Source organism: Synechococcus sp. BIOS-E4-1 (genome assembly GCF_014279995.1).
Lineage (GTDB): Bacteria > Cyanobacteriota > Cyanobacteriia > PCC-6307 > Cyanobiaceae > Synechococcus_C.
Window position 1 is genome coordinate 895,465 of record NZ_CP047935.1, and the last position, 23,152, is coordinate 918,616.

Here is a 23,152-nt window from a genome sequence, read left to right on the forward strand (position 1 = left end):
ATCTGCTGAGAAGGATGCTGGGTGGCAACGGCTGGGAAGTGCGTTGATCCAACCGCATTCACCATTGCCATTCCGGGATGTTCCTTCTGGCATTGAGCACAGACCGTTCAGGTCTGGCAGGCTGGGGCGACTTTCCGCCTTTCCATGGCTCCGCTTGGACTGACTGCTTTGCGTTCGCTGCTGCGCCGCAGGTCCCGTCCTAAATCCTGGAGTGCACCACAAGCCAGCTGGAGCAGGCCCTTCGGATTGAACTGGGATAAGCCCTATACGGTTCGTTATGCCAGCAACCTTGATGACGGCCCCAATCACGGCATGCCCCTGGGTGGCTTTGGGGCTGGCTGCATCGGCCGTGCTCCCGATGGCAATTTCAACCTCTGGCATCTCGATGGCGGTGAGCACTGGTTCGGCGTGCTGCCCGACTGTCAGTTCGCTTTGTTTGAAGACAACGGCACTAACAAACGCGCCCATGCCCTGGCGGTGAAGCCGCAGGCGGATGCCTCCCGACCTGAAGCGTCCGATTTCCTTCAGTCATGGGATTGGTATCCCGCCAGCACGCAGGAGTGCAGCACCGGAACCTACGCGGCCCGCTATCCGCTCAGCTGGATGAACTACGACGGCGTTTACGCCGCCGATGTGCATTGTGAGGCCTTCAGCCCGATTCTCCCTGGCGATTACCAGCGCACCAGTTATCCGGTCGCGGTGTTTGTGTGGACTCTGAGCAACCCCACCAAGAATCCTCTTGATCTCTCGCTGTTGCTGAGCTGGCGCAACACCAGTGGTTGGTTCACCAACACCGACGCCTCTGCTGAAGTGCATTTCCGCGATGACGGCAGCCCGGAGCACAACTACGCCCCGGCGATCGGCCGAACCGAGGGGCAACGCAACCGTTATGTGGATGAAGGCAAGCTGCGGGGAGTGCTGCTTGAGAGCAATGTCTCCGCACCGATCGCTGAAGGCGAAGGGCAATGGTGCATTGCAACAGCTGAGCAACCAGGCGTGATCATTCAACGCTGCAGCCGCTGGAACCCTGCGGGTGATGGCAGTGAGCTGTGGAACAGCTTCAGCGATGACGGCTCGATCCCCAACAGCAACAATGATCGGCACAGTGGCAGCGATGATCCGCTCAGCGCAGCCCTGGCGGTGCGTTGTCATCTGGATCCCGGGGAGAGCATCGAGATCCCTGTGGTGATCAGCTGGGATCTACCGATCACGGCCTTTGCTACCGGCAGTAAAGCCCTGCGTCGTTACACCGATTTCTTTGGATCTGGTGGCAACCAGGCCGCGGCGATTGCCGCCGAAGCACTGCGCGACTGGAAGCAGTGGAGGGATCAGATCGACGCCTGGCAGCAGCCGGTGCTGCAGCGCAATCAGCTGCCGGAGCCGTTGCGCATGGCGTTGTTCAATGAGCTCTACGACCTCTGCAGTGGTGGCAGCCTCTGGAGTGCGGCATCACCTGAGGATCCCCACGGTCGTTTCGGCGTACTCGAGTGTGTCGACTACGCCTGGTACGAAAGTCTGGATGTACGCCTGTACGGATCCTTTGCCTTGCTGCAGCTTTGGCCGGAGCTGGATAAGTCGGTGTTGCGCAGCTTCGCGCGGGCCATCCCTGCGGCGGATGCCACCCAAAGGCCGATCGGTTGGTATTTCACCCAGGGCAAGGGCCGGGTGGAAGCTGATCGCAAGGTGAAGGGTGCAACCCCGCATGATCTCGGTGCGCCCAACGAGCAGCCCTGGGATGCCACCAACTACACCGCCTATCAAGACTGCAATCTCTGGAAGGATCTCGGCAGTGATTTTGTGTTGCAGGTGTGGCGCACCTACAAGCTGGCCCCCAGCGGCGAAGATCTGGGTTTTCTGGCGGAGTGCTGGCCAGCTGCTGTTGAAGCGCTGCGCTACCTGAAAACCTTTGATGTGAATGACGACGGCCTTCCGGATAACGGCGGAGCGCCGGATCAGACCTTCGACGACTGGCCCCTGAAAGGTGTGAGCGCTTACTGCGGTGCGCTCTGGATCGCTGCTCTGGAGGCCGCATTGGCCATCGCCCAGACGCTGCAGCTCAAAACCGGACTGGAGACCTCCGCTGAGCAGCATGAGTTCGGCGGCTGGTTGGAGCAATCGCGCAGCAATTTCGACAAGCTGCTCTGGAACGGCGAGTTTTACGACATCGATGCAGAAAGTGGCACGCCGGTTGTGATGGCGGATCAGCTCTGCGGTGATTTCTATGCCCGTTTGCTCGGACTGGAGCCCGTGGTGAGTGAAGCCAACAGCCGCAGCACGCTCAAGGCGGTGAAGGAAGCCTGTTTTGACAAGTTCGAAGGCGGAACCTTGGGTGTGGCCAATGGCCTGCGTCGTGATGGCACGCCACTGGATCCCAACGGCACTCATCCGCTTGAGGTGTGGACCGGCATCAACTTCGGCATCGCCAGCTATTTTCAGCTGATGGGCGAAGGGCAAACAGCAGAAGCGATTTGCTCAGCGGTGGTGAAGCAGGTGTATTCAGGTGGGCTGCAGTTCCGCACGCCGGAAGCGATTACGGCCGTGAATACTTTCCGAGCCTGCCACTATCTGCGAGCCATGGCGATCTGGGGGCTGTGGGCAACTCAGACAGACTGGGAGGTGATTCCAGGCTCCGAGCGTTAATAGAAAAACAGTAAGTTTTGAGCTGGATGATATTATTCAGTGAGGTGATTTGATTGGCTAATCGAAACTATGAATTTATTAGATTGCATAGGCTGTTTGTTCGTTCAACTTGCTCAAGTAATTGCGTGCTATTGAAAGATGCATCGACACAGCTGGTATCATATCGATGTATCGGAATAGCCCAGTACGCCCGCAAAAAGTAATGTGAGGCTTGCTTTTTGCGATCTTCTCGTAGCGCTTAAAAAGTTCTTCTGAAGCTTTTGTTTTGACTGGGTAGTAGTACTCGCCTGGATTATTCTTCATGCTGCAGGGCTCTTCTAAGGTGATTTGATATGGTCCAGGCCCTTTGCCAGGAGAGTTGGGGAGTAGGCACCATTGCGTCATTCGAGTGTATGGACCGGAATCAGTGAAATTCACTTGTGTCGCTGATTGCTTGCTGTTGGAAGTGGTTTGATGAAATAAGATTGACCTGTAAGGTAAGTGTCCATAGCAGTAGTCAAAGTATTGATCAATCGGCACCGCAAGAAAACAGTGATCATAACCGGACTCCATGTCTTTGGAGAAAGTACGATTTAAATGCACCTCGATTAATGGATGATCCAATAGATGTTCAAATAACGATGTATAGCCATTACTTGGTAATGCTTGAAAGGTATCCGTGAAATACCGATCATCGCGGTTGGTTCTAACTGGCAGTCGAGCGCCGACGCTTACTGCAAGTTCTTTGGCGTCGACGCCCCACATTTTTTTTGTGTAAGGGCGAAAGAAAAGATCAGCAAGTTGATCGCCGACATTGGCTTGGAAAAGTTGATCGGAATTTGTTGGTGTTATTCCATGAGCGCGCAAAGAGTCGAGAAATTTTTGAGTCTCATCATTGTTCGAAAGTTCAAGATTGAATATGTCCTCCAGTGTTGTGCGGTTGATGGGTAGTGGAGTGGTTTCTCCGCCCTGTAATAAGGCGCGAACACGATGCTCGTAGGGGACCCAGCTACAAAAACGACTTAAAAAATTTACCGCTTCGGAATTAATATTTCCATGTAAAAGATGAGGGCCGTAGCGGTGGACTCGCTCATTCTGTTCATTCAATTCGTCGAAAGCATTTCCTCCAATATGAGAACGTTTTTCAATGATTACAGATCTGATTCCTGCCTCGGCAAGGACTCTGCCAATGGTTGCTCCAGCAAAACCAGCTCCAACAATGAGTACTGTCATTTTTTCATACTCACTGCATGTTCAAGCTGTTGGTGTATTTCTTCGTCAACAGTAAAGCCCATGGCAGTCATCAGTCTAAGTCGTACTAAATATTCTTCCTCTTTACTGGTTAGGCCGTTGCTGAATTTTAGGTTCACAGATCCTAAGGGCCTGAGATGGCTCATTGCCGCGAGGTCAATCGCTCCGAAACGCCATGCTTGCATTTCTGCTGCACATAGAGGTAGTGCAAAGCGGTCATATCCATAGGCTGATTTAGTCGATGCCAGAAATGGCATCGACAGATCCAAAAGATCTTTGCGGATGAAAGGTGCTTGGAGCTCCACAATCGGTAAGCGATGGAGTGAGGTACACGCACGCTGACGTAGCCAGGGATATTCCTGACTTGTAGGACTGTTCAGGCTTAAGGAAGGCTGCGCTGCTGAGAGATGATGCATTCTAGATAATGCCATCACTGTATTGATATCGCTTGTTCGCAGGCACAGATCATCATCTAAAAATGCAACATAGTGATCCTCTGGGGGCATGTCGAGCTGATGCCATGCGGACTCCATTAGCTCACCTTTGCACTCTGTCTTCTCACTGATGACTTGCCAGTTTTGTGGATTATCCGATTGGGCAATGCCTTGGCCTGTCCAGTCGAACAGCACAACGCGGCAGGCTAGAGGCTGATCCACTATCACACCGTGTTGACCTTGCTTGCAGGTGATGACGACTAGATCGTTGTTGTAGGCACCTGGTGCAATCACAGGATCGCCTAATTCGATGGGCTCTTGCTGATTGAGTTGCTCCACAGCTGCTGCCATTTCTGGCAGGAACTGATCACTGTGACTCCCCAAAACCCAGCGTGCCCAGCACTGCCGTTCAGCCTCTGATCGATCGAGTAGTAGCTCTGGTAAAACTTTTTTCACGCTGCCTGCTGATCGGATTTCTCTGTCTTTAAAACTGTTTGAGCGAGCTCAAGAAATGCCCAGTCGGCGGAATAAAACTGATGCAGGGCTCTGAGAGCCTCAGGTGTGAGATGTTGACGCTTCAAACGCCGCCAGGGATTCTCATCTTCAAGATCTCTGGAAACATGTTGAGATGATGCATCAATCTCCATTCCGCTGACTGTTTGCCAGTGCTCAATCAGTTCATTGATGTTCTCCATCCCATGCAAGGAGTGATAACAGCCGGGATCGCCGCCCAGATAGGCCACCTGAGGAATTGTGTGATGACTCCAGTCGATATGGCAGGGGATCCAATGCTGCAGTTGCAGTGCGACATCGTTCATGGCGTAGATAGGGTCGGCGTCATCAGCGAAGCTGGCGATTCCATGCTGGAGAAAGAGATTTCGTTGATATTCCAGGGCCTCTCGACAGGAGGCCTCATCCACAGTGTTTGCGTGTAATTTTTGGTCGATTTTTGCACGTGTCAGTTCTATGAGGTGGCTTCTGCATGCCGACACAAATCGGTCAATTGGGTCTCGCCAGATTGCGATCAGGGCACGGTGTTGCGCGGCGATTTTCAATTCTTCTGGAGTCAGCCAGTAGGTGTGATGGAGTGCTGAACCGTGGGGATCACTGAGCAACTGCTGTTCATGGCATCCCTGCAGTTGCAGCCATACACGTTTGATCGTGCTGCAGCCGTTTTTGGGGACCCAGACGATGGCCGCGTCGTTGCCTAGGGGCAGGAGTGGTGTGAGTGTTCCACCAGTTTGCAGATGCTTCTGGAGGGAACACCATTGTGAATAGTTTGTGATTCGCAGACCAGGCATCAGCCCATGGGCTTGCACTGTCTGGTTCATGCCGCCATTGCTTGATCGGTGTCGTCAGGGCTGACGCTTGGGTTGATCGTGTTCAAGGGAAGTGAGTGAACGGCGGATGGCTGCTGGCCAACATCAGGTCGTTTGCGACAGATGGTTTCCACTGCAACCTGGAAAGCTTGCGCAACACTCGTGTCTTGGAAAAGACGCTCCTTGCGTTCGCTAATCAATGTTCGCATTTGTTGGTAGAAGCTCTCGTCTTCCAGCAACCGGCAGGAGATGGCAACGTAGTCGTCGACGTTGCTCGCAATCAACTCGGGTAGCTCGAGTACATCGAGCATCGACACCGTATGACGTCCGCGCATGAAGGCTGTTGGCAGGGTGACCACAGGGCAATCCAGCGAGAAGGACTGCATTGAGCTGTTGCCACCGTTCCAATCAATCGTGTCGATGGTGTGATGACTGATTGCGAACAGCCCCATGAAGTCGCCGTAATCGAGGCGGGGCAGGATGCGCAGATGGTTTTCGATGGTTAGACCACGGTGTTCAAAGTGTGGCCTCATGCGTTCATGCAAGCGTTCGGCGATGCTGCCGTTGCCCATATGACCCACCAACACAATGAAGGCTTCGGGGTGGCGCTGGGCAATCTCGGCGAAGGTCCAGTCGTTGCGCGGCAGGTATTTGAAAGTGCTCTGCAGTGAATTGAGGATTGGCCTGTCGCGGGGAAGATCGAACTTGTCGTACAGCAACTGGCCGTCGTGAATGGCGGCGGGCTTTTCGTAGTTCAGACCGGTTTTCGGCAAGCGATACAGCGTTTCGCTGTAGTGATCCTCATTGCCTTCGGGTTCCATCCCCTCACCCGAGAGGTAGTAATGAATCGTTTTGGATCCACTGGTGATCGGGTGCCCCCAGCCCTGTGCCTGAACTGGAGCCAGCTGCAGCACGGAAGTGGCTTTGCTGGCTGGATGCATGCCGATATCGGTGTAAATCAGTAGATCGAGCTGGTCGTCGATGATCTGCTGGAGCATGGGCTCGGGATTCTCCGCACGCAGCGGTAGATGGCGGTAGGTGCCAAGAGCGGCGAAGCGTTCACTGCCACTGTCTTCACTGTCGGAGATGTTGTAGCTGAAGATCTCGTAACCGGGATTGGCGGCAATGCCTTCCAGCCAGCCCAGGGCCCAGATCGATCCGTTGTGGTTGATCAGATGAGGAGAGATCACACCCACGCGTAATGGGGTGGTGTCAGCTGGATCGCGTTGGGGCAAAGGTTGCATGAATGCGCCAAGTTTCGGGCGCAGGATGCGATCGAGAATGCCGGCGTAGATCCTCTGTAGAGGTCGATCGTCTTCCATCTGGTAAGCGAGATAGAAGTTGGTGAGCGACCAGGTATGGGCGTAGAGCTGCTCCCAAGCTGGATCCTCCTGAGTGATGTCTTTCAACAGTTTGTAGAGCTCTTTGGCATCTTTTTTCCAGCGTTTGCGAACTGCAGTGACCTCTTGATCGGTTGCATAAAGAACTGGCAGCACATGCAGTCGCGTCATCAGCTGAACCCTCCGATCATCACTGCAGCCGTCAGCCACGTGCAGACCGTCGCCATAGCGATCAAGTTCCATCAGGCAGGCAATGCGCCCTTGAATCCCCACCACTGCTTCCAAGGGTGAGATATCGGGGCACTGGCAGAAGCGTTCAAATTCTGTGAGGGCTTGTTCATGCTGTTTCTTCTGAATCAGCGCCTGTGCCAGGTTCTGGCGGGATGGTTTGAACTGTGCATTGATGGAGAGAGCTTGCCGGTAACTGGAGATCGCCGCGTCGATGTCGCCGGAGTTGCCCTGGGCTAGTCCGAGATTGTTCCAGGCATCGGCATAGCTCGGAGAATGCTGGAGGCAAAGACGGAAGGCTTCAATGGCCTCAGGATCACGTTTGTGATCCCGCAGCAAATTGGCGAGGCAGAACGCCGCAGAGAAATAACTGGGTTGATCGCGCAGCAGCAGGCGCAGTTCGCGTTCGGCCTCTGCTGGTTGGCCGGCTTCAACAAAGCAGAGCGCCAGATTGTGGCGACACTCACTGAAGCCAGGATGAATTTCAAGGGCTTCTCGGTAAAGGCGCAGACCTTCACCGGTGTTGCCGAGTGATCGACAGGCGTTTCCGCCGTTGAAGAGCACATAGGGCGTGAGGAAACCGTTGCTTTGTGCTCTCTCAAAGCAACGCAGAGCTTGTTCGTGTCTGCCCAGCGATGCATGGCCAATCCCTTCGAGATAAGCCACTTCTCCGGCATGTGGGTGCCCATGAAGTGAGGCTGCTTGTTCGACGACTTCCTGGGAACGGTTCTGGCTGATCGCCTCGTAGAGATGAGCTAGCCCTGCTTCGGGAGTGTTGTGGTCTGGCCAATGTCCCTGTGGATTCGAGATTGGAGGTAAGGGAGGTTGGGCCAGATCCTGTTGGGCTTTGGCCAGTTGCTGCTGCGTCTCCAGCAGTTGTTGTTGCAGACCTGCAATTTGTTGATGCCGCTCGCGCAGTTGCTGAAGGGGATCCACGAGAGCGTCGTGATCCACAGCCGCCAGAGGCTTCACCTTGTCGGTTCGCCGGCTGGGCAAGCAGTATTCAAAAATGTCTAGATCTTGGCCATAGATTGTTTGCAGAAGTGCAATACCTTCTTTGCTGTAAGCCTCTTCCCAGCGTTTGCTGAGCCGTTGCCGGCAATTGGTGTCGTAGTACTTCAATTCCTGATCCAGCCGCTGCAAACGCTCTCCCGGCAGCAAGGATTTCAGTTGTACTGGCAACTCTTTGACCAGTTGATTTCGATCGAGGCGCAGATTGAACAGATCGATTTGGTCTATATAGCGATGCTGCGGCATCAAGTGGCCGTCGCTCTGCAGCAGTTCCCAGTGATCATTGAGATAACTGAGGAAGTCTGAGAAGCGGCAGGGTTCTGATTCATCTTTGCGACGAGCCGCTTGCACCGAGCTGTTCAGTGGCGCATAGGCAGGATCGGCCAGATGAAGTTTGTCGTGCCAGAACGACAACAAGCGTTCACCTGGATGACGGGTGACCGCGAGGCGCAGCGCATGGGCGTCGTTAAACCAAAGCTCTTGATCGATGACTGACAGCTGGCGAAGCGATGGCAGCCCATGAATCTGCGGCTGATGGATTGCTAAAGCCGGTTTGGTTTCACCAAAAGAAGCCCCCTCATAAGGTTCCCGTCCTGCTGCAATCACAGCCAGTCGCTTGAGCAGAGTGGAGGCCACCTTGGGTATGGGCAGCAGCATCCAACGAGCTTCTCCCACCAGAAGCGTGCTGGAAGCAGTTATCGAATTCACTGCCATTGGAGTTCAGCTGAGCCCTATAGGGAAGCGACTTTAAAGGGAATTCTTTAACCAGGCGTTGTTTATGAAGCAAATGTGTGCTGATCTGTCTTCGGCATCGCCATAGAGATTGATGCCGATGCGTGCGTGCGTCGATTCGAACACTTTGGCGTCAAGGTTATTGCGATTTTTCGCTCAAGTGATAGTTGAATCAGCGAATGGTTCGCTCCGCGAGTGTGATGCCGTCGCTGTATCTCGAGGTCCATTGCCTATCAGCGCCTTCTCGATGCTGAAAAGATCCCATACGGGCAATTTTCGCCTAAAAGCTGTTACAACCCTGAGCGCTTCAACGACGAACTCAGCAAATTCTCATAATTAACCGAACTTTGCTCAGTGGCTGCTTCGAAGGACATCCTTTTCCTTGGAATGCTGCTGAAAGTTGCTGGATTCCGGCGCGGCACTCCCAAACGACGAAGCAGCCGTAGTAGACGCTGGAGCCGATCGGCGCAGACCCTGTTTGCCAGTTGGGCGGTGCTTGGCCAGCTCGGTGCTATCGGCGTGCTCGTTGGCGAAGCCCTGGAGCCGCAGCTCGCGAAGGCACAGATCACTGCAATTCCAGGTGACTATGGCAGCGGCAGTCTTACTGCCACTGCCACTGGTGTCGGTGCTTTTGCGATCGGCAGAGGAGCAGATGCGAATCGCTTGTGCTCGATGGCCATTGGCTCTGGCGCGAATGCCCAGGGAGTGAATGCCACCGCAATTGGCGCTGGGGCGACTGCCTCTCGCGCCAATCAGATGATGTTGGGCGCAAGCTCAACCGATGTCACAGCGGCAAGTCTTTCTGGAACAGGTAATGAATTAATCCTTGCCAATGAAGACGGCACGCTCAAGCGAGCAGAGGGCCTTGTAGCCACTAATAACTCTCTGACTGTTGCCAACAATTTGTCGGCAGGCGGCGATACATCTCTCAAGACGCTGACGACATCTGGAGCCGCCAATCTTCAGAGCACGCTGAATGTTGAGGGGGAGACAACCCTCAAAAACACCACCGTTGCTGGCACTCTCAGCGTGACCGGTGATGAGTCTGTTGCTGGCAACTCAGCGATCACTGGTAATCAAACTGTTGGGGGTTCGATCAATGTCACAGGTGCTGTAACGCTGAACGGCGCCTCAACCATCAACAACAGCCTTGCGGTAACGGGCGCAACCACGCTGAAAAACACCACCGTTGATGGCACTCTCAGCGTGACCGGTGATGAGTCTGTTGCTGGCAACTCAGCGATCACTGGTAATCAAACTGTTGGGGGTTCGATCAATGTCACAGGCGCTGCAAATCTGCAGAGCACTCTCGTTGTTGGTTCGCTGGCCAAATCAGACCAAGCAGCTGATGCCATTGTTGTCGCCGATGCTGATGGAAAGGTTGCAAGAAAGGAGGTTGGGGCAGGTGTACTTGATTCTTTGACGTGTGAAGGGGAAGGCAATAATGCTGTCTGTTATGGACCCGGTGCTAACGCCACAGGCATCAATGCCACGGCGATTGGTGCGGGGGCATCAGCAGCAACAGGAAATAGTTCATTTGATCTTGGAGCGACAGCGATTGGATCTTTTTCCACGGCATCTGCGGAAAAAGCCACATCACTTGGCTTTGATGCCAATGCCTCAAACATCTCAGCATTGGCGTTAGGAGCTGCCGCTAGCGCATTGGGAGAACGTTCAGTCGCCCTTGGTGGCAGCTCTACGGCGAAACATCGTGGAGCAGTCGCTCTAGGAATGGGGGTCGTAACTGATCGTCCAGATCAGGTCAAGTTCAGAGACTCTGCTGAGTTGACAATTCCAAAATTAAAAACGGGGCAGTCTAGTGGCCAACTCTCAGGTAAAACTCATGGCCTGATTATCGCCAATAAAGATGGAACTCTTTCCAGGGCGTCTGTGCCTAATAGTTATTTTATTTCCTTGCTATGTAATGCAGACTCTGATTCTTCTGTTTGTCTTGGTTACGACTCTGATGCATTTGGAAATCAATCTTCGAGTTTTGGAGCTTTAAGTCAATCAGGGAAAGATGGCGACTCCGCGACTGCGATTGGCTATGCATCGAATGCTGCAAAACTAAACAGCACGGCGATTGGGTCCAGCGCGTTTGCGAACGGCTCTCATTCACTCGCTATTGGCGTTGGCAGTCAAGCCCTTGGGGCTCAAAGTATTGCTTCCGGTCAAGGGGCAAGAGCTGAAGGAACAGGTTCCACAGCGGTTGGTACTGGATCAAAATCGCGAGGAGTCAATTCCATTGCGATTGGAGCAGGCACAAACGCAGTCCAAGTCAATTCGATAGCAATTGGTGGTGGTGCAAAAGCTCAAGGAGTTAATGCCATTGCTGTTGGCCAATCAAGCTTGTCGGTCTATGACCAAGCCGCTGTCTTTGGCATAGGAGCAGAAGCTAAGGTCAAAGTTGCAGAGCAAAGCAAAACATCACTAACGCTTGGCCAAGCTCGAAATTCCCAAACTGGAGCAGGAACAGATTACTTTTTGCCAGGCTTGTCAAATCTTCAATCTGGCGGAACTCGCTACCTAACAGTTGACCAGGACGGATTACTACAGGTTCAGCAAAGTGCTGAGATACTTGATCCTGTAACCATTGCATATAGTGGCACTAATTGTGATGTATCAGAAGCTTCGTCGATCTGTCTTGGTAATGAATCTAAGGCTTCAGGCACCAATGCATCTGCTTATGGTCAAAGTTCTTCGGCTTCCGCGATGGGAGCTACAGCATTGGGAGCTTATGCGAAAGCAAATCAAGAATATACGACTGCTTTAGGCGCTAATTCCAGTGCGACCAACACCTCTGCTTTAGCTCTAGGACGTGATGCAAAAGCGAGTGGTCGTTTCACGATTGCCAAGGGGACCAATGCCTCAGCTTCGGGTAACAATTCCCAGGCGTCTGGAACTAACTCCTTGGCGAATGGGAGTAACTCAATTGCCACAGGAACATTATCCATTGCCTCCGGTGGTGGATCAACCGCGATTGGTAAAAGTTCTAGATCATCTGGTAGTTGCTCAATCGCCATAGGGGTCTCTTCCAGATCCACAAATATCAGTTCAATAGCGATTGGATCCTGTGCAAACGCTGCTGGTAGTTATGCAATCGCTGGCGGGGACGACTCTCTTGCTAAGGGTGAGCAATCTGTGGCATTTGGCAAAAACAGCAACTCTGCGGGTAAATCCAGTCTTGCTTTTGGTGCCACGTCTAATGCCTCAGCAGATAACTCTGTTGCAATCGGCCTTTCTACTAATGCGAAATCTACAAACTCCATTGCCATCGGTGCAGCAGCGAGCTCCACTGGAACGGAATCACTCTCTGTTGGAGCAGGTTCTCAAGCATCAAAGACAGCCTCAATTGCTTTTGGTAGGCAGGCAAAAGCAACTGGGATTAATTCCATTGCGACGGGTAAGGGTGCGAAGGCTGCCGCCGCCAATAGTTATGCCATCGGAGCTTTGGCGAATGCGGTTGCTTCAGAAACAATCGCACTAGGAAGCAGCAGTTGTGCTCTCGCGAATGGATCTATTGCGACAGGCTCAGGAGCTAAAGCTTGCGGGCAAAACTCATCAGCTTATGGCCGTGCATCAATTGCCAATGGATCAGCCAGTATTGCCATCGGCGATAGTGCATCTTCGGGAATTCAGAAGGGAATTCAGGTTCAAATTGGTACTAACACACAGACTGGAGATCCAATCTATCAATCAGAAAATCGCCAAACAGAAAATACTATCAGTATTGGATATAGGGCTTCTACTGGTTATTATGATTCGACTAATCAATCAGCAATAGGCAATAATTCGATTGCTGTTGGTACTGAAGCACGAGCGCTGTCTGCTGGCTCAATCGCCTTTGGCTTACTTTCTAACACCAGTGCAATTGATGCAACTGCTATTGGCTCAAGAGCTAATGCATCTGGAGCATCGTCGACCAGTATTGGACATTCCTCTCGTGCTCAACGGCAAGGATCAATCGCGATTGGTCATCTAGCGAATGCTGAGAGTGGCAGAACCATTGCAATCGGATCAGGGAGTACTGCTAATGCAGATTGCGCAATGGCTGTGGGTTGGAATGCTAACGCCACGGCTAGCAATGCAATCGCACTTGGCCATACAGCTAATGCATTGGGAACCAACTCCACTGCAGTTGGTACATCTGCTCAGGCAGAAGCGAACTATTCCAGCTCTTTTGGAACATTGGCGAATGCCAGTGGCTTGGCATCGATGGCTTTTGGCGCAGGAGCCAACGCCAGTGAAACCGGTGCCATTGCCTATGGAGTGAATTCAATAGCGTCTGGAACTAATTCATCAACCTTTGGCACAGAAGCTAATGCCACTGCAGAAGATGCGATCGCCGTTGGTCATCTCGCTACGGCTTCTGGATTAGATGCCATTGCTATTGGAAAATGCTCAGTTGCTAGCGGAGGTAACTCAACAGCTGTTGGAACAGACTCGAAGGCCAGTGGTGAGAATTCAACAGCTTCTGGAGATGGCGCAATTGCTAGTGGCACAAACAGTGCAGCATTTGGATATAACGCAACTGCCTCTGCTGGCGATACAACAAGTATTGGCAAACGTTCCAAGGCAACTCAGCAAGGAGCAACATCGATTGGCCATCTGGCGCACGCAACTGGTTTTCGTTCAACCGCTATTGGAACAGGTAGCAAAGCCAATCAAAATTGTGCGTTGGCGGTTGGATGGAAAGCCAATGCCACAGCCATTAATGCAATCGCACTGGGCTACACAGCTAATGCCTTGGCAACCAACTCTACTGCAGTTGGTACATCCGCTAATGCATCTGGATTGGATGCCATTGCGATAGGTCAATCTTCCTTAGCCAGTCAAATTAATACACTCGCTATCGGCACCGAAGCAAAGGCAACAGCAGAAAATTCAATTGCTATAGGCGATTTAGCAAACACATCTGCTGCTAACGCCACTGCTGTTGGAACATTGGCTGTCGCTAATCAAACCTCTTCAAGTTCTTACGGAACAGGAGCCGCCGCGACGGGTCAATGCTCCATGGCCTTTGGTGCATTTTCTAGAGCCACAGAAGTTAATTCAGCAGCAATTGGTACTAATGCTTCGGTGTCTGGCAAAAATAGTGTTGCGATTGGTAGTGAATCTGTTGTCAGTGGTGATGATTCGATCGCGGTTGGTACACGCTCACAGGCCTCAGCACCAAACACCACCGCTTTAGGGGTGAAGGCGGTTGCCGCCAAAGGGAATTCCACTGCATTAGGCCGTGAGGCCTTCAGTAATGGGGTCAATTCGACGGCGGTTGGCTCACGGTCTAATGCGAGCGGTTCGACATCCGTCGCTATCGGTCGAGGTTCATTAACCGAAGGCTTCGGTTCAGTGGCCTTGGGGGCCTGTTCTAATGCAGCAGGAAACCGATCGATTGCTGTTGGTGTGTACTCCAAGGCCACAGAGATTTGCTCGATGGCAATTGGGTTTAGCGCATCTTCAACAGCTGAGAATTCCATTGCGATTGGCGATTCCGCTGAAACCAGTGCTGCAAATGCAACTGCTGTTGGAACTTTATCCAGAGCCACGCAGGTTAATTCAAGTGCCTACGGAACCAATGCTTCAGCCATAGGTAAGAACTCTATGGCATTCGGCTCTAATTCATTAGCTGATAGCCAGAACACCACTGCCATGGGGACCTTAGCAAAGGCAACTGGAGACTATTCGAGCTCCTATGGAACCAATGCCATCGCGAATGCACCGGCAGCTATGGCCTTTGGCTCAGGAGCTAAATCCTCTGATAAAGCATCGATTGTTTTTGGAACGAATTCCACAGCATCTGGTGCGAATGCCGTTGTTATTGGCACAGAAAGCATTGCATCACAGGAGGATGCTATTGCGATTGGTTATCAAGTTAATGCTACGGCAACTGATGCAATCGCTATCGGTAAATCCGCAGTCGCTAATAAGGCGGATGCAATGGCCATCGGTGCCGATGCCAAAGCGATAGAAACGAACGCTATTGCTTTGGGTGATAGCGCAAAAGCTGCTGGCGGTAATTCCTTGGCTTTAGGTTCTTCTGCGAATGCAAAAGAGGCCAACTCTTTGGCAGTTGGATATTTTGCTGTAAGTGCTGGGAATAACTCTGCAGCGATTGGACGGAATGCTTCTACCACAGGAAACGATGCCATCGCAGTAGGCGCTACTTCTATAGCTGGTGAAAATCGAACATTAGCGCTTGGTGCTCTGAGCACTGCCCTAGGCCCCAATGCGATTGGAATTGGCTATTACGCCATTGCACTCGACATGAACTCAATCGCTATTGGTGCATGTTCCAAAGCTGAAGGTTTGGGTGCGCTGGCGATTGGCGCTGACTCCCAAGTTCTCGGGCGTGCTGCATTAGCCATTGGAAAAGATGCATATGCGATAGGTAATGAATCCATGGCCATTGGAAAAAATGCCGATGCTGTTGGCGCTCGATCCGTCGCCATTGGAAAAAATGCAAATGCTGTTGGCGCTGAATCTGCCGCAATTGGAACACATGCTTCCGCAATTGGATTGAATGCCCAGGCTTTCGGCCGTAGGGCTAATGCGATTGGTCATGATTCATTCGCAGGCGGTGTCAATTCATTAGCCCTGGGAGATCGTGCGTTCGCTTTTGGGCGTAATGCTTATGCCTTCGGAAATGATTCATTTGCTTTTGGCGATGGAGCTGTAGCAACCCAATCTGCAAAAAAATCATCAACATTCGGTGTTAATGCCAATGTGAGTGCTCCCTGCAGCATGGCCTTCGGTGTGGGAGCCAGGGTTCTTGGTGGTTCAAATTCAACAGCTTTTGGTACTAATTCAACGGCAAACCAGCTCAATGCCATCGCAATCGGAACACAATCTTTTGCCAATGCTGATAATGCATTTGCGATCGGTAGTGATGCCAACGCTTCTTATCAAAATTCAATCGCGATTGGCACCAGCGCCACAACCACGCGCAACGATCAATTGATGTTTGGTGAGGCTAACACTCAGGTCACTGTTGCAAATCTCAGTGGTACGGGAAAAGCCATTGTTGTGGCGAACGGAGATGGCACTCTGTCTCGCTCCAATATCAGCGAGACAGGTCTTGATTCTCTTGATTGTGAGTCTGATGGTTCGAATGCTGTTTGTTATGGGCCAAATGCCAACGCCACTGGAAAAAACAGTACGGCCTTAGGTGCATTTGCAATCGCAGCAACTGATCAAGGTAGTCGTGAATTTGGCGCTACAGCCGTTGGAGCAGCGGCTAATGCAAGTGGTGATAATGCATCTGCTTTTGGTCGTTTTGCCAATGCAAATGGCTCCGCTTCAACGGCATTAGGTTATTACTCTAATGCTTCCGGTAATTACTCACTGGCATCCGGTTATCGATCGAATGCCTCCGGGAAATATGCACAAGCCACAGGTGCTTGCTCGATTGCTTCAGGGCAAAATTCAACAGCAATGGGCTATCAATCCACTGCTGCTGGCGAATCGTCTGTGGCTTCTGGATATCAAGCCAATGCAGCAGGTAATAGTGCCTTAGCGCTTGGCCGTAAGGCTACTGCTGAAGGGGATTATTCCCAGGCTCTAGGGTACGACGCCAAGTCTTCAGGAAAGTGGTCTCTAGCCTTGGGCACTAATGCTCAAGCGTTGGACACTTATGCACAAGCCTTAGGTCATTGCGCCATTGCTTCCGGTGGATCTGCCCAAGCATTTGGCTATCAAGCCAATGCTATTGGTCTTTCATCTACGGCTATCGGTAATGCAGCTAGATCTGCAGGAGATTATTCACAGGCCTATGGCTATCAATCCAATTCTGCGAGCGAGTTTGCTATTTCCTTGGGTTATCGGGCCAACGCGCTCTCCGGTAACGCTTTGGCGATTGGTCGTTGTGCAACGGCCAGTGTCACGAATGCCGTGGCAGTGGGAGTGTCTGCTACCGCTGCTGGATTCAATGCTTCGGCGTTTGGCCGATCAGCGAATGCTGCTGGATATCAGTCCACCGCCATCGGTAGTGCATCCAATGCGTCAGCATGTCATGCAACTGCGTTGGGATATTTTTCACAAGCCTCGGGTGATTACTCCACCAGTTTGGGTTATCGCACTCAATCAAGTGGGAACTATTCAACCGCCCTGGGTCGGCAGGCTAATGCGAGTGGAGAGGAATCGACTGCTCTTGGCCGTTCCGCGATGGCTGGCGGAAACTATTCGCTTGCTGTGGGTTACAGCGCAAAAGCTTCTTCAAGCAGTTCAACGGCTTTTGGGTCGCAAGCCAATGCTTCGGGCAACTTATCAACTGCTGTAGGCATCAATGCCCGTGCTTCCGGTGACGAGAGTTCCGCTTTTGGTAAATCAGCGAATGCTTCTGGAAAGGAGTCAACAGCTGTTGGCTATCAAGCCGTCGCGTCTGCAGAAGACAGTTCCGCGTTTGGTAAATCAGCGAATGCTTCAGGAAAGGAGTCAACAGCTGTTGGTTATGAAGCGAAAGCGACTGCAGACGATAGTTCTGCATTTGGTTACGAGGCGCAGGCGACAGGCGAGCGGGCTACGGCCATGGGGCCCTGTGCAACAGCCTCTGGTACTAACTCGACTGCTTTAGGCCTTAACACCATTGCATCCAAAGAGAACTCAATGGCGATCGGTTCAGGCGCACGCTCAGATCAAGCTAATGGCATTGCAATTGGTGTTGGTTCAGTTGCTACGAAGAAACCGGGTGGTTCTACAACGTCCATCACTCTTGGATTAAAAGGAAATGGAACCACAGATTATTTCCTGCCTGGCCTCGCCAATAAGCCAGGAGATTCTGAACAGGATGGAGGAACGCAGTACTTAACTGTGGATTCACAAGGGCGAATTATTGCGGCACCTGCCACAATAATTCCCCCCAATGTAAATGTGATTCTTCCTAACTTCAACTGCACTGTTGAAGGTGTTGATGCAACTTGTTTTGGTCACAACGCCAGTGCAACTGGTGATTACACGTCGAGTTTTGGCGTTAATTCAACAGCGAATGGTTTGGGAGCAACTGCGGTTGGATCGAATGCAACAGCAGCTGATCGAGCCACCGCCCTTGGCGCCTATTCCACTGCCAGTGGAGATAATTCCATTGCTGTGGGTGGGCTTGCCAATGCCGCTGGAGTCAGCTCACTCGCGATTGGTGAAGAGGCTCAGGCATTGGGAGATCGATCGTTCGCCTTTGGCTATCAATCCAGAGCAGCCAAGAACGACACACTGGCTTTAGGAAGTGGAGCATTTGCCAACTATTCAGGCTCAGCTGCCTTGGGCCAGAACGTTCAAACGACTCGATCCGGTCAGGTTGCACTCGGTTCCAATTCTGCAGAAATAACGATTGCCAACATCCGAGGTGATGGAAGCGAAATGGTGTTCGCCAATGAAGATGGCACATTGAAGCGTGCTGTCGGCATTGGCGTTAGCGATGGATCCTTAACAGTTGCCAACAATCAGACGATTGGTGGTGCTTTGTCAGTCGCTGGTGCAACAACTCTGAACGGAGCAACAACGATCAATAACAGCCTTGTTGTCACTGGTTCAAGCAGCTTCAATACTGTCACTGCAACAGGATCGACGAACTTCCAGAGCACGCTGGATGTGCAGGGAACAACGACGCTGAATGGAGCAACAACGATCAATAACAGCCTCGCAGTAACTGGGTCCAGTAGCTTCAACACTGTCACGGCAACAGGAGCTGCGAATTTCCAGAACACGTTGGATGTGCAGGGAGCAACGACGCTGAATGGAGTAACAACGATCAATAATTCATTAACGGTTACCGGTGACCAGTCAGTCGGTGGCGATCAGACCGTTTCAGGCAATCAAACGATCACAGGTGATTCGACGATCAAAAAGAACCAGGTGATTGTCGGAACGTTGGGTGTAACTGGAACAACAACACTGAATGGAGCGACAACGATCAATAATTCATTGTCCATTACTGGTAATCAGTCAGTTGCTGGTGATCAGACTATTTCAGGTAATCAAACAGTTTCAGGCAATCAGACGGTTTCAGGTAATTCAACGATTACGAAGAACCAGGTGATTGGCGGCACGTTGAATGTGAGTCAAGCAGCCAATCTGCAAACCACGCTGACCGTTGGATCACTGGCCAATAGCTCACAGCAACGAGACGCACTTGTGGTTGCCAACGCCACTGGCACGGTATCGCGTAAGGAAATCGGCGAGGGCGTTCTTGAATCACTTGATTGCATCGCTAACGGAAATGACGCTGTTTGCTATGGCAATGGAGCCAATGCCACTGGTCGGTTTACAACGGCGATTGGTGCTAAAGCCAATGCTTCTGCGGCGAGCAACTTCCTTGAATCAGGTGCCACTGCGATTGGTTACCTGGCAACGGCAACGGCCAAAAATGCCGTGGCCATTGGTCGTAGCTCTTTGGCCGCTGCTACTGATGCAACAGCAACGGGTGCATTGGCTAATGCCACGTCCAGGTTCACTAGTGCTTATGGTTACCAATCAAAAGCCAATTCGAATTATGCGACATCGATTGGTGCTTTAAGCGCAGCTACAGGCCTGTCTGCAGTGGCCATTGGGCGTGAAGCAAATTCCACGGCAAATAGCTCCATTTCCATCGGTAATCAGGCATCGAGTCTTCAGAAAGCAGCGATTGCGATTGGTTACCAAGCCAATTCCTCAGGAAATTATTCGCAAAGCATTGGATTCAATGCAAGTGCAATCGCCAATTACGCCATTGCTCAAGGCTTTGCTGCTGCAGCGACAGGTAACAACGCCATCGCCACTGGTCTCAATTCTGCAGCTTCTGGCATCAGTGCATTGGCCATCGGTGTCGACACCCGCTCTACTGGAAAATCATCAACAGCGGTTGGTCTTGGCGCACAAGCAACGGCCGATTACGGAACCTCGTTTGGAGCCAATGCTTCAGCTTCAGCTTCAGCTGCAACGTCGGTGGGCTATTCGTCTCAGGCCACGCAGCAGGAGAGTTCCGCTTTTGGCTCGCAGGCTCGGGCGACGGCAAGTCAATCGACAGCCATTGGCGTGAGTTCCTCTGCCTCCGCTGATCGAGCAACGTCGGTTGGTGGGACATCCAACGCGTCAAAGACCGGCGCTTTGGCCATTGGCTTCAATTCCCGGGCGTCGGGGGCATCGTCTACGGCGATGGGTCTGGACTCCAATGCGTCGGCCTCGCAAGCCATCGCAGTTGGTTATTCATCACTTGCTACCAAGCAAGAGAGTTCCGCTTTCGGTTCAAGAGCTCAGGCCACGGGAGAGCAATCCACCTCTGTTGGTGTCAATACCTCTGCTTCTGGAAATCAAAGCTCTGCTTTTGGTAAGGGTTCAAAAGCATCAGGCAAGGAGTCAACTGCTGTTGGCTATCAAGCCATCGCTTCTTGTGAAGACAGCTCCGCGTTTGGTAAAGCAGCAAATGCTTCAGGGAAAGAGTCAACAGCTGTTGGCTATGAAGCGCTCGCCTCTGCAGAAGACAGCTCCGCGTTTGGTAAATCAGCAAATGCTTCAGGCTTGCAGTCAACGGCAGTTGGCTATGAGGTGATCACGAAAGGTGCGAATAGCGCTGCCTTTGGATTTAAAGCTAATGCCAGTTTTGATGACTCCACAGCGATCGGATCTGGTGCGGTGACCACTCGGGCTAATCAGATTCAGCTCGGCAGAAGTGGAACAACCGGCGAGACAGTCACGATTGGACAGTTCAATGATGGTTCTGTCAATCTGCTTGCAGCCAATGAGGATGGCACCTTGATGGTTGCCACCGCAGGGATCCTGCCCGATGACACTGTGTTCTGTGTCGGCGGGGACTCCACCTCTGCTTGCTACGGCCCCAATGCTTCAGCTTCCGGTAGTTACAGCACAGCCATCGGTGCCAACGCAACAGCCAGTGTGCCAAGCACCTCTACCTCATCGAGTTCTTTGTCTTCTGCTGGATTTGGCACTGTTTCTGCACCAGTAGTTGCATCTCCAGTAGGCACTGATGCCGCAACTGCGGTGGGATCTCAAACCAGTGCAACCGGAAAAGGCTCATCGGCCTTGGGAGTGAATTCCTCTGCGGTTGGTAATGGCTCTCTTGTTTTAGGCGCAAATGCAGAGGCACAAGGCCTTGCTGCTATTTCAACGGGGTATCAAGCGAATTCGAATGCCACGGGTGGTATTGCGATTGGTTATAAGACGGATACTGATGGCTCCAATGCCACAGCTCTTGGCACCGGTGCGGTTGCCAATGGCACTGACGTGATCGCCGTGGGCAACAGTGCCCAGGCCACAGGTGTGAATGCCACTGCGTTTGGTTCTGGTGCTGTTGCCTCTGGAGATGGTTCCATCGCCAAGGGTGCAGGTGCCTCGGCGACTGGAGAGAGCTCTGTGGCTGTCGGTGCCGACTCCGTTGCCTCTGGACATCGCTCCATCGCGAAGGGTGCAGGCGCCTTGGCGACTGGTGACGGCTCTGTGGCAGTCGGCACCAATGCTTTTGCTTCTGGTAAGGATGCAACAGCGACGGGTAACAGCGCCACCGCGATTGGACACAATTCTGCAGCGTATGGATTTGCAGCGTCTGCGACGACTGAGGCAACAGCGCTTGGTTCTGGATCGATTGCCGACGGACAGGGTGCGACAGCAGTAGGCAGGCGCTCTAACGCCTCGGGCAGAGGTGCGTTGGCTTCCGGTTATTTCGCAAGAGCGACGGGTAGCAATGCCATAGCCGTTGGTGCTGATTCCATCGCTTCGGCGGAATCAACAGCCATCGGTGGTTCTGCCACGGCGAGTGGTGAAGGAGCTCTTGCCACAGGCCAGCGTTCTTCTGCTTCTGGACGAGGTGCCATTGCATCAGGATTTGCAGCCCGCGCCTCGGGCACGAATGCACTTGCAGTGGGATCAGATGCCAGTGCCTCCTCGGAAGCGATGGCCGTTGGCAGTTCAGCGAGTGCCACTGGTGAGGGGGCAATCGCAACGGGTCAGAATGCGTCGGCGACCGGCGAAGGGGCCTTGGCGTATGGCTCTAACGCCATCGCCACGAACAACAACACTCTGGCCATCGGCAGCTCTGCTTTTGCCAATGGCACCAACTCCTATGCCATCGGTGCCGATGCCATTGCCAATGGCCGCCAAGCACTGGCCATTGGTGCAGGCGCTCGCGCTGAAGGTTTCAACACAGACCTTGTCGCCGTCGGCACCAAGGCAACTGCGCTCGGCACCAACACCACGGCACTAGGCGCCTATGCCTATGCCGATGGAGTCAATGCTTTAGCGGTCGGTGCCAAGGCGACCGCGACGCACGATGATTCAACTGCCGTTGGTGCTGGTGCGTCCACCACGCGCACCAACCAGATCGTTTTGGGCACCTCTAAGACAGATGTCACCGCACCCAATCTTGCCGGTAATGGCACTGAGCTGATCGCGGCGAATGAAGACGGAACGCTCAAGCGCACCTCGGTGTCGTTCGATCAATTGGATGATGCTGTGAATAAGCACATTCCCAAGCTGGAGTCTGCAGCAAGAGGGCTTGGACAGGCCGTTCAATCCAGTGGTGCGATTGCCTCTGCGATGTCGGCGATTCCGGAAGTGACTTTGCAGGAAGATGAACCGGCGCGTTGCGGTGTGGGCACGGGTGCCTTTGGTTCCCAATACGCCATTTCTGCAGGTTGTGCAGTGAGAGTGGGGGATCGCTTGCACCTCAACGGTGCACTGTCTTACACCCCTTCAGTGGATTACGAGTACGGAACAACACCTTCCGTGGCCGGCCGTTTGGGTTTCTCCTTCCCCTTGGGTAAAAAGAAAGAGTCAAGCAAGCTGAGCTCTTCTGAGATCTCTGAATACCGCACTGAGATGAATGCCAGCTTCGTGAAGCTCAAGGATGATCTTCAGTCTCGTGATCAGCAGATTGATGCCTTGAAAGCCAAGCTTGAGGCTTTGCTGGAGCAGCAAAATGATCGTGAAAGCATGAATGCTCCAGGATCCGAATCAACCCGTGAGTTGGTGGCGTTATTGCGGCAGCGTATTGAACAGCTCGAAGAGGAGAAGCGCCAGTCTATTGCTGAAGATCAGCGTCAAAATCTGGTGATCGAAAAGCTTACGGAGCGTGATTCTCAGAGCCAGGAGCAGATCGAGGCCCTCGAACAGAAGCTCGATGAGAGCGACAAGCGGTTCGGCAAGCTGAAGCGTCAATTTGATGCGATCATGGAGAAGCTTGGAATGAAAAAAAGCGGCAATGCCAGTCTCTAAATGTCAATAAACATAATTTTTGAAA

6 protein-coding genes are annotated in these 23,152 nt (G+C 52.5%); 2 read left to right on the forward strand and 4 right to left on the reverse strand.

Features of this window, described 5'->3' with window-relative positions; genetic code table 11:
* Positions 1 to 144 precede the first annotated feature (144 nt).
* Complete coding sequence (locus SynBIOSE41_RS04430) at positions 145 to 2,640, forward strand: GH116 family glycosyl hydrolase (protein ID WP_186539760.1); 2,496 nt, start codon at positions 145 to 147, stop codon at positions 2,638 to 2,640.
* Between the two features lie 78 nt (positions 2,641 to 2,718).
* On the opposite strand, the gene SynBIOSE41_RS04435 is transcribed toward SynBIOSE41_RS04430, so the two are convergent.
* The 4 genes from SynBIOSE41_RS04435 to SynBIOSE41_RS04450 form a co-directional block, all read right to left on the reverse strand.
* Positions 2,719 to 3,852 carry a UDP-galactopyranose mutase gene (locus SynBIOSE41_RS04435; RefSeq protein ID WP_186539761.1) on the reverse strand — a complete coding sequence of 378 codons (1,134 nt, stop codon included), beginning with the start codon at positions 3,850 to 3,852 and terminating at the stop codon, positions 2,719 to 2,721.
* Positions 3,849 to 4,655 carry a hypothetical protein gene (locus tag SynBIOSE41_RS04440; RefSeq protein WP_255475945.1) on the reverse strand — a complete coding sequence of 269 codons (807 nt, stop codon included), beginning with the start codon at positions 4,653 to 4,655 and terminating at the stop codon, positions 3,849 to 3,851. Before SynBIOSE41_RS04440 ends, SynBIOSE41_RS04435 begins: the two co-directional genes overlap by 4 nt.
* A gap of 101 nt (positions 4,656 to 4,756) precedes the next feature.
* The gene (locus tag SynBIOSE41_RS04445; protein ID WP_186539763.1) at positions 4,757 to 5,635 is read right to left on the reverse strand and encodes a sulfotransferase family 2 domain-containing protein; all 879 of its coding nucleotides are present in this window, start codon (positions 5,633 to 5,635) and stop codon (positions 4,757 to 4,759) included.
* Positions 5,632 to 8,916, reverse strand: a complete 3,285-nt coding sequence (locus SynBIOSE41_RS04450) for a sulfotransferase family 2 domain-containing protein (RefSeq protein WP_186539764.1) — start codon at positions 8,914 to 8,916, stop codon at positions 5,632 to 5,634. Before SynBIOSE41_RS04450 ends, SynBIOSE41_RS04445 begins: the two co-directional genes overlap by 4 nt.
* Before the next feature lie 690 nt (positions 8,917 to 9,606).
* Here SynBIOSE41_RS04450 and SynBIOSE41_RS04455 point away from each other — a divergent pair.
* On the forward strand, positions 9,607 to 23,127 hold the full coding sequence (locus SynBIOSE41_RS04455; protein WP_186539765.1) for a YadA-like family protein: 13,521 nt from the start codon (positions 9,607 to 9,609) through the stop codon (positions 23,125 to 23,127).
* Positions 23,128 to 23,152: the final 25 nt, after the last annotated feature.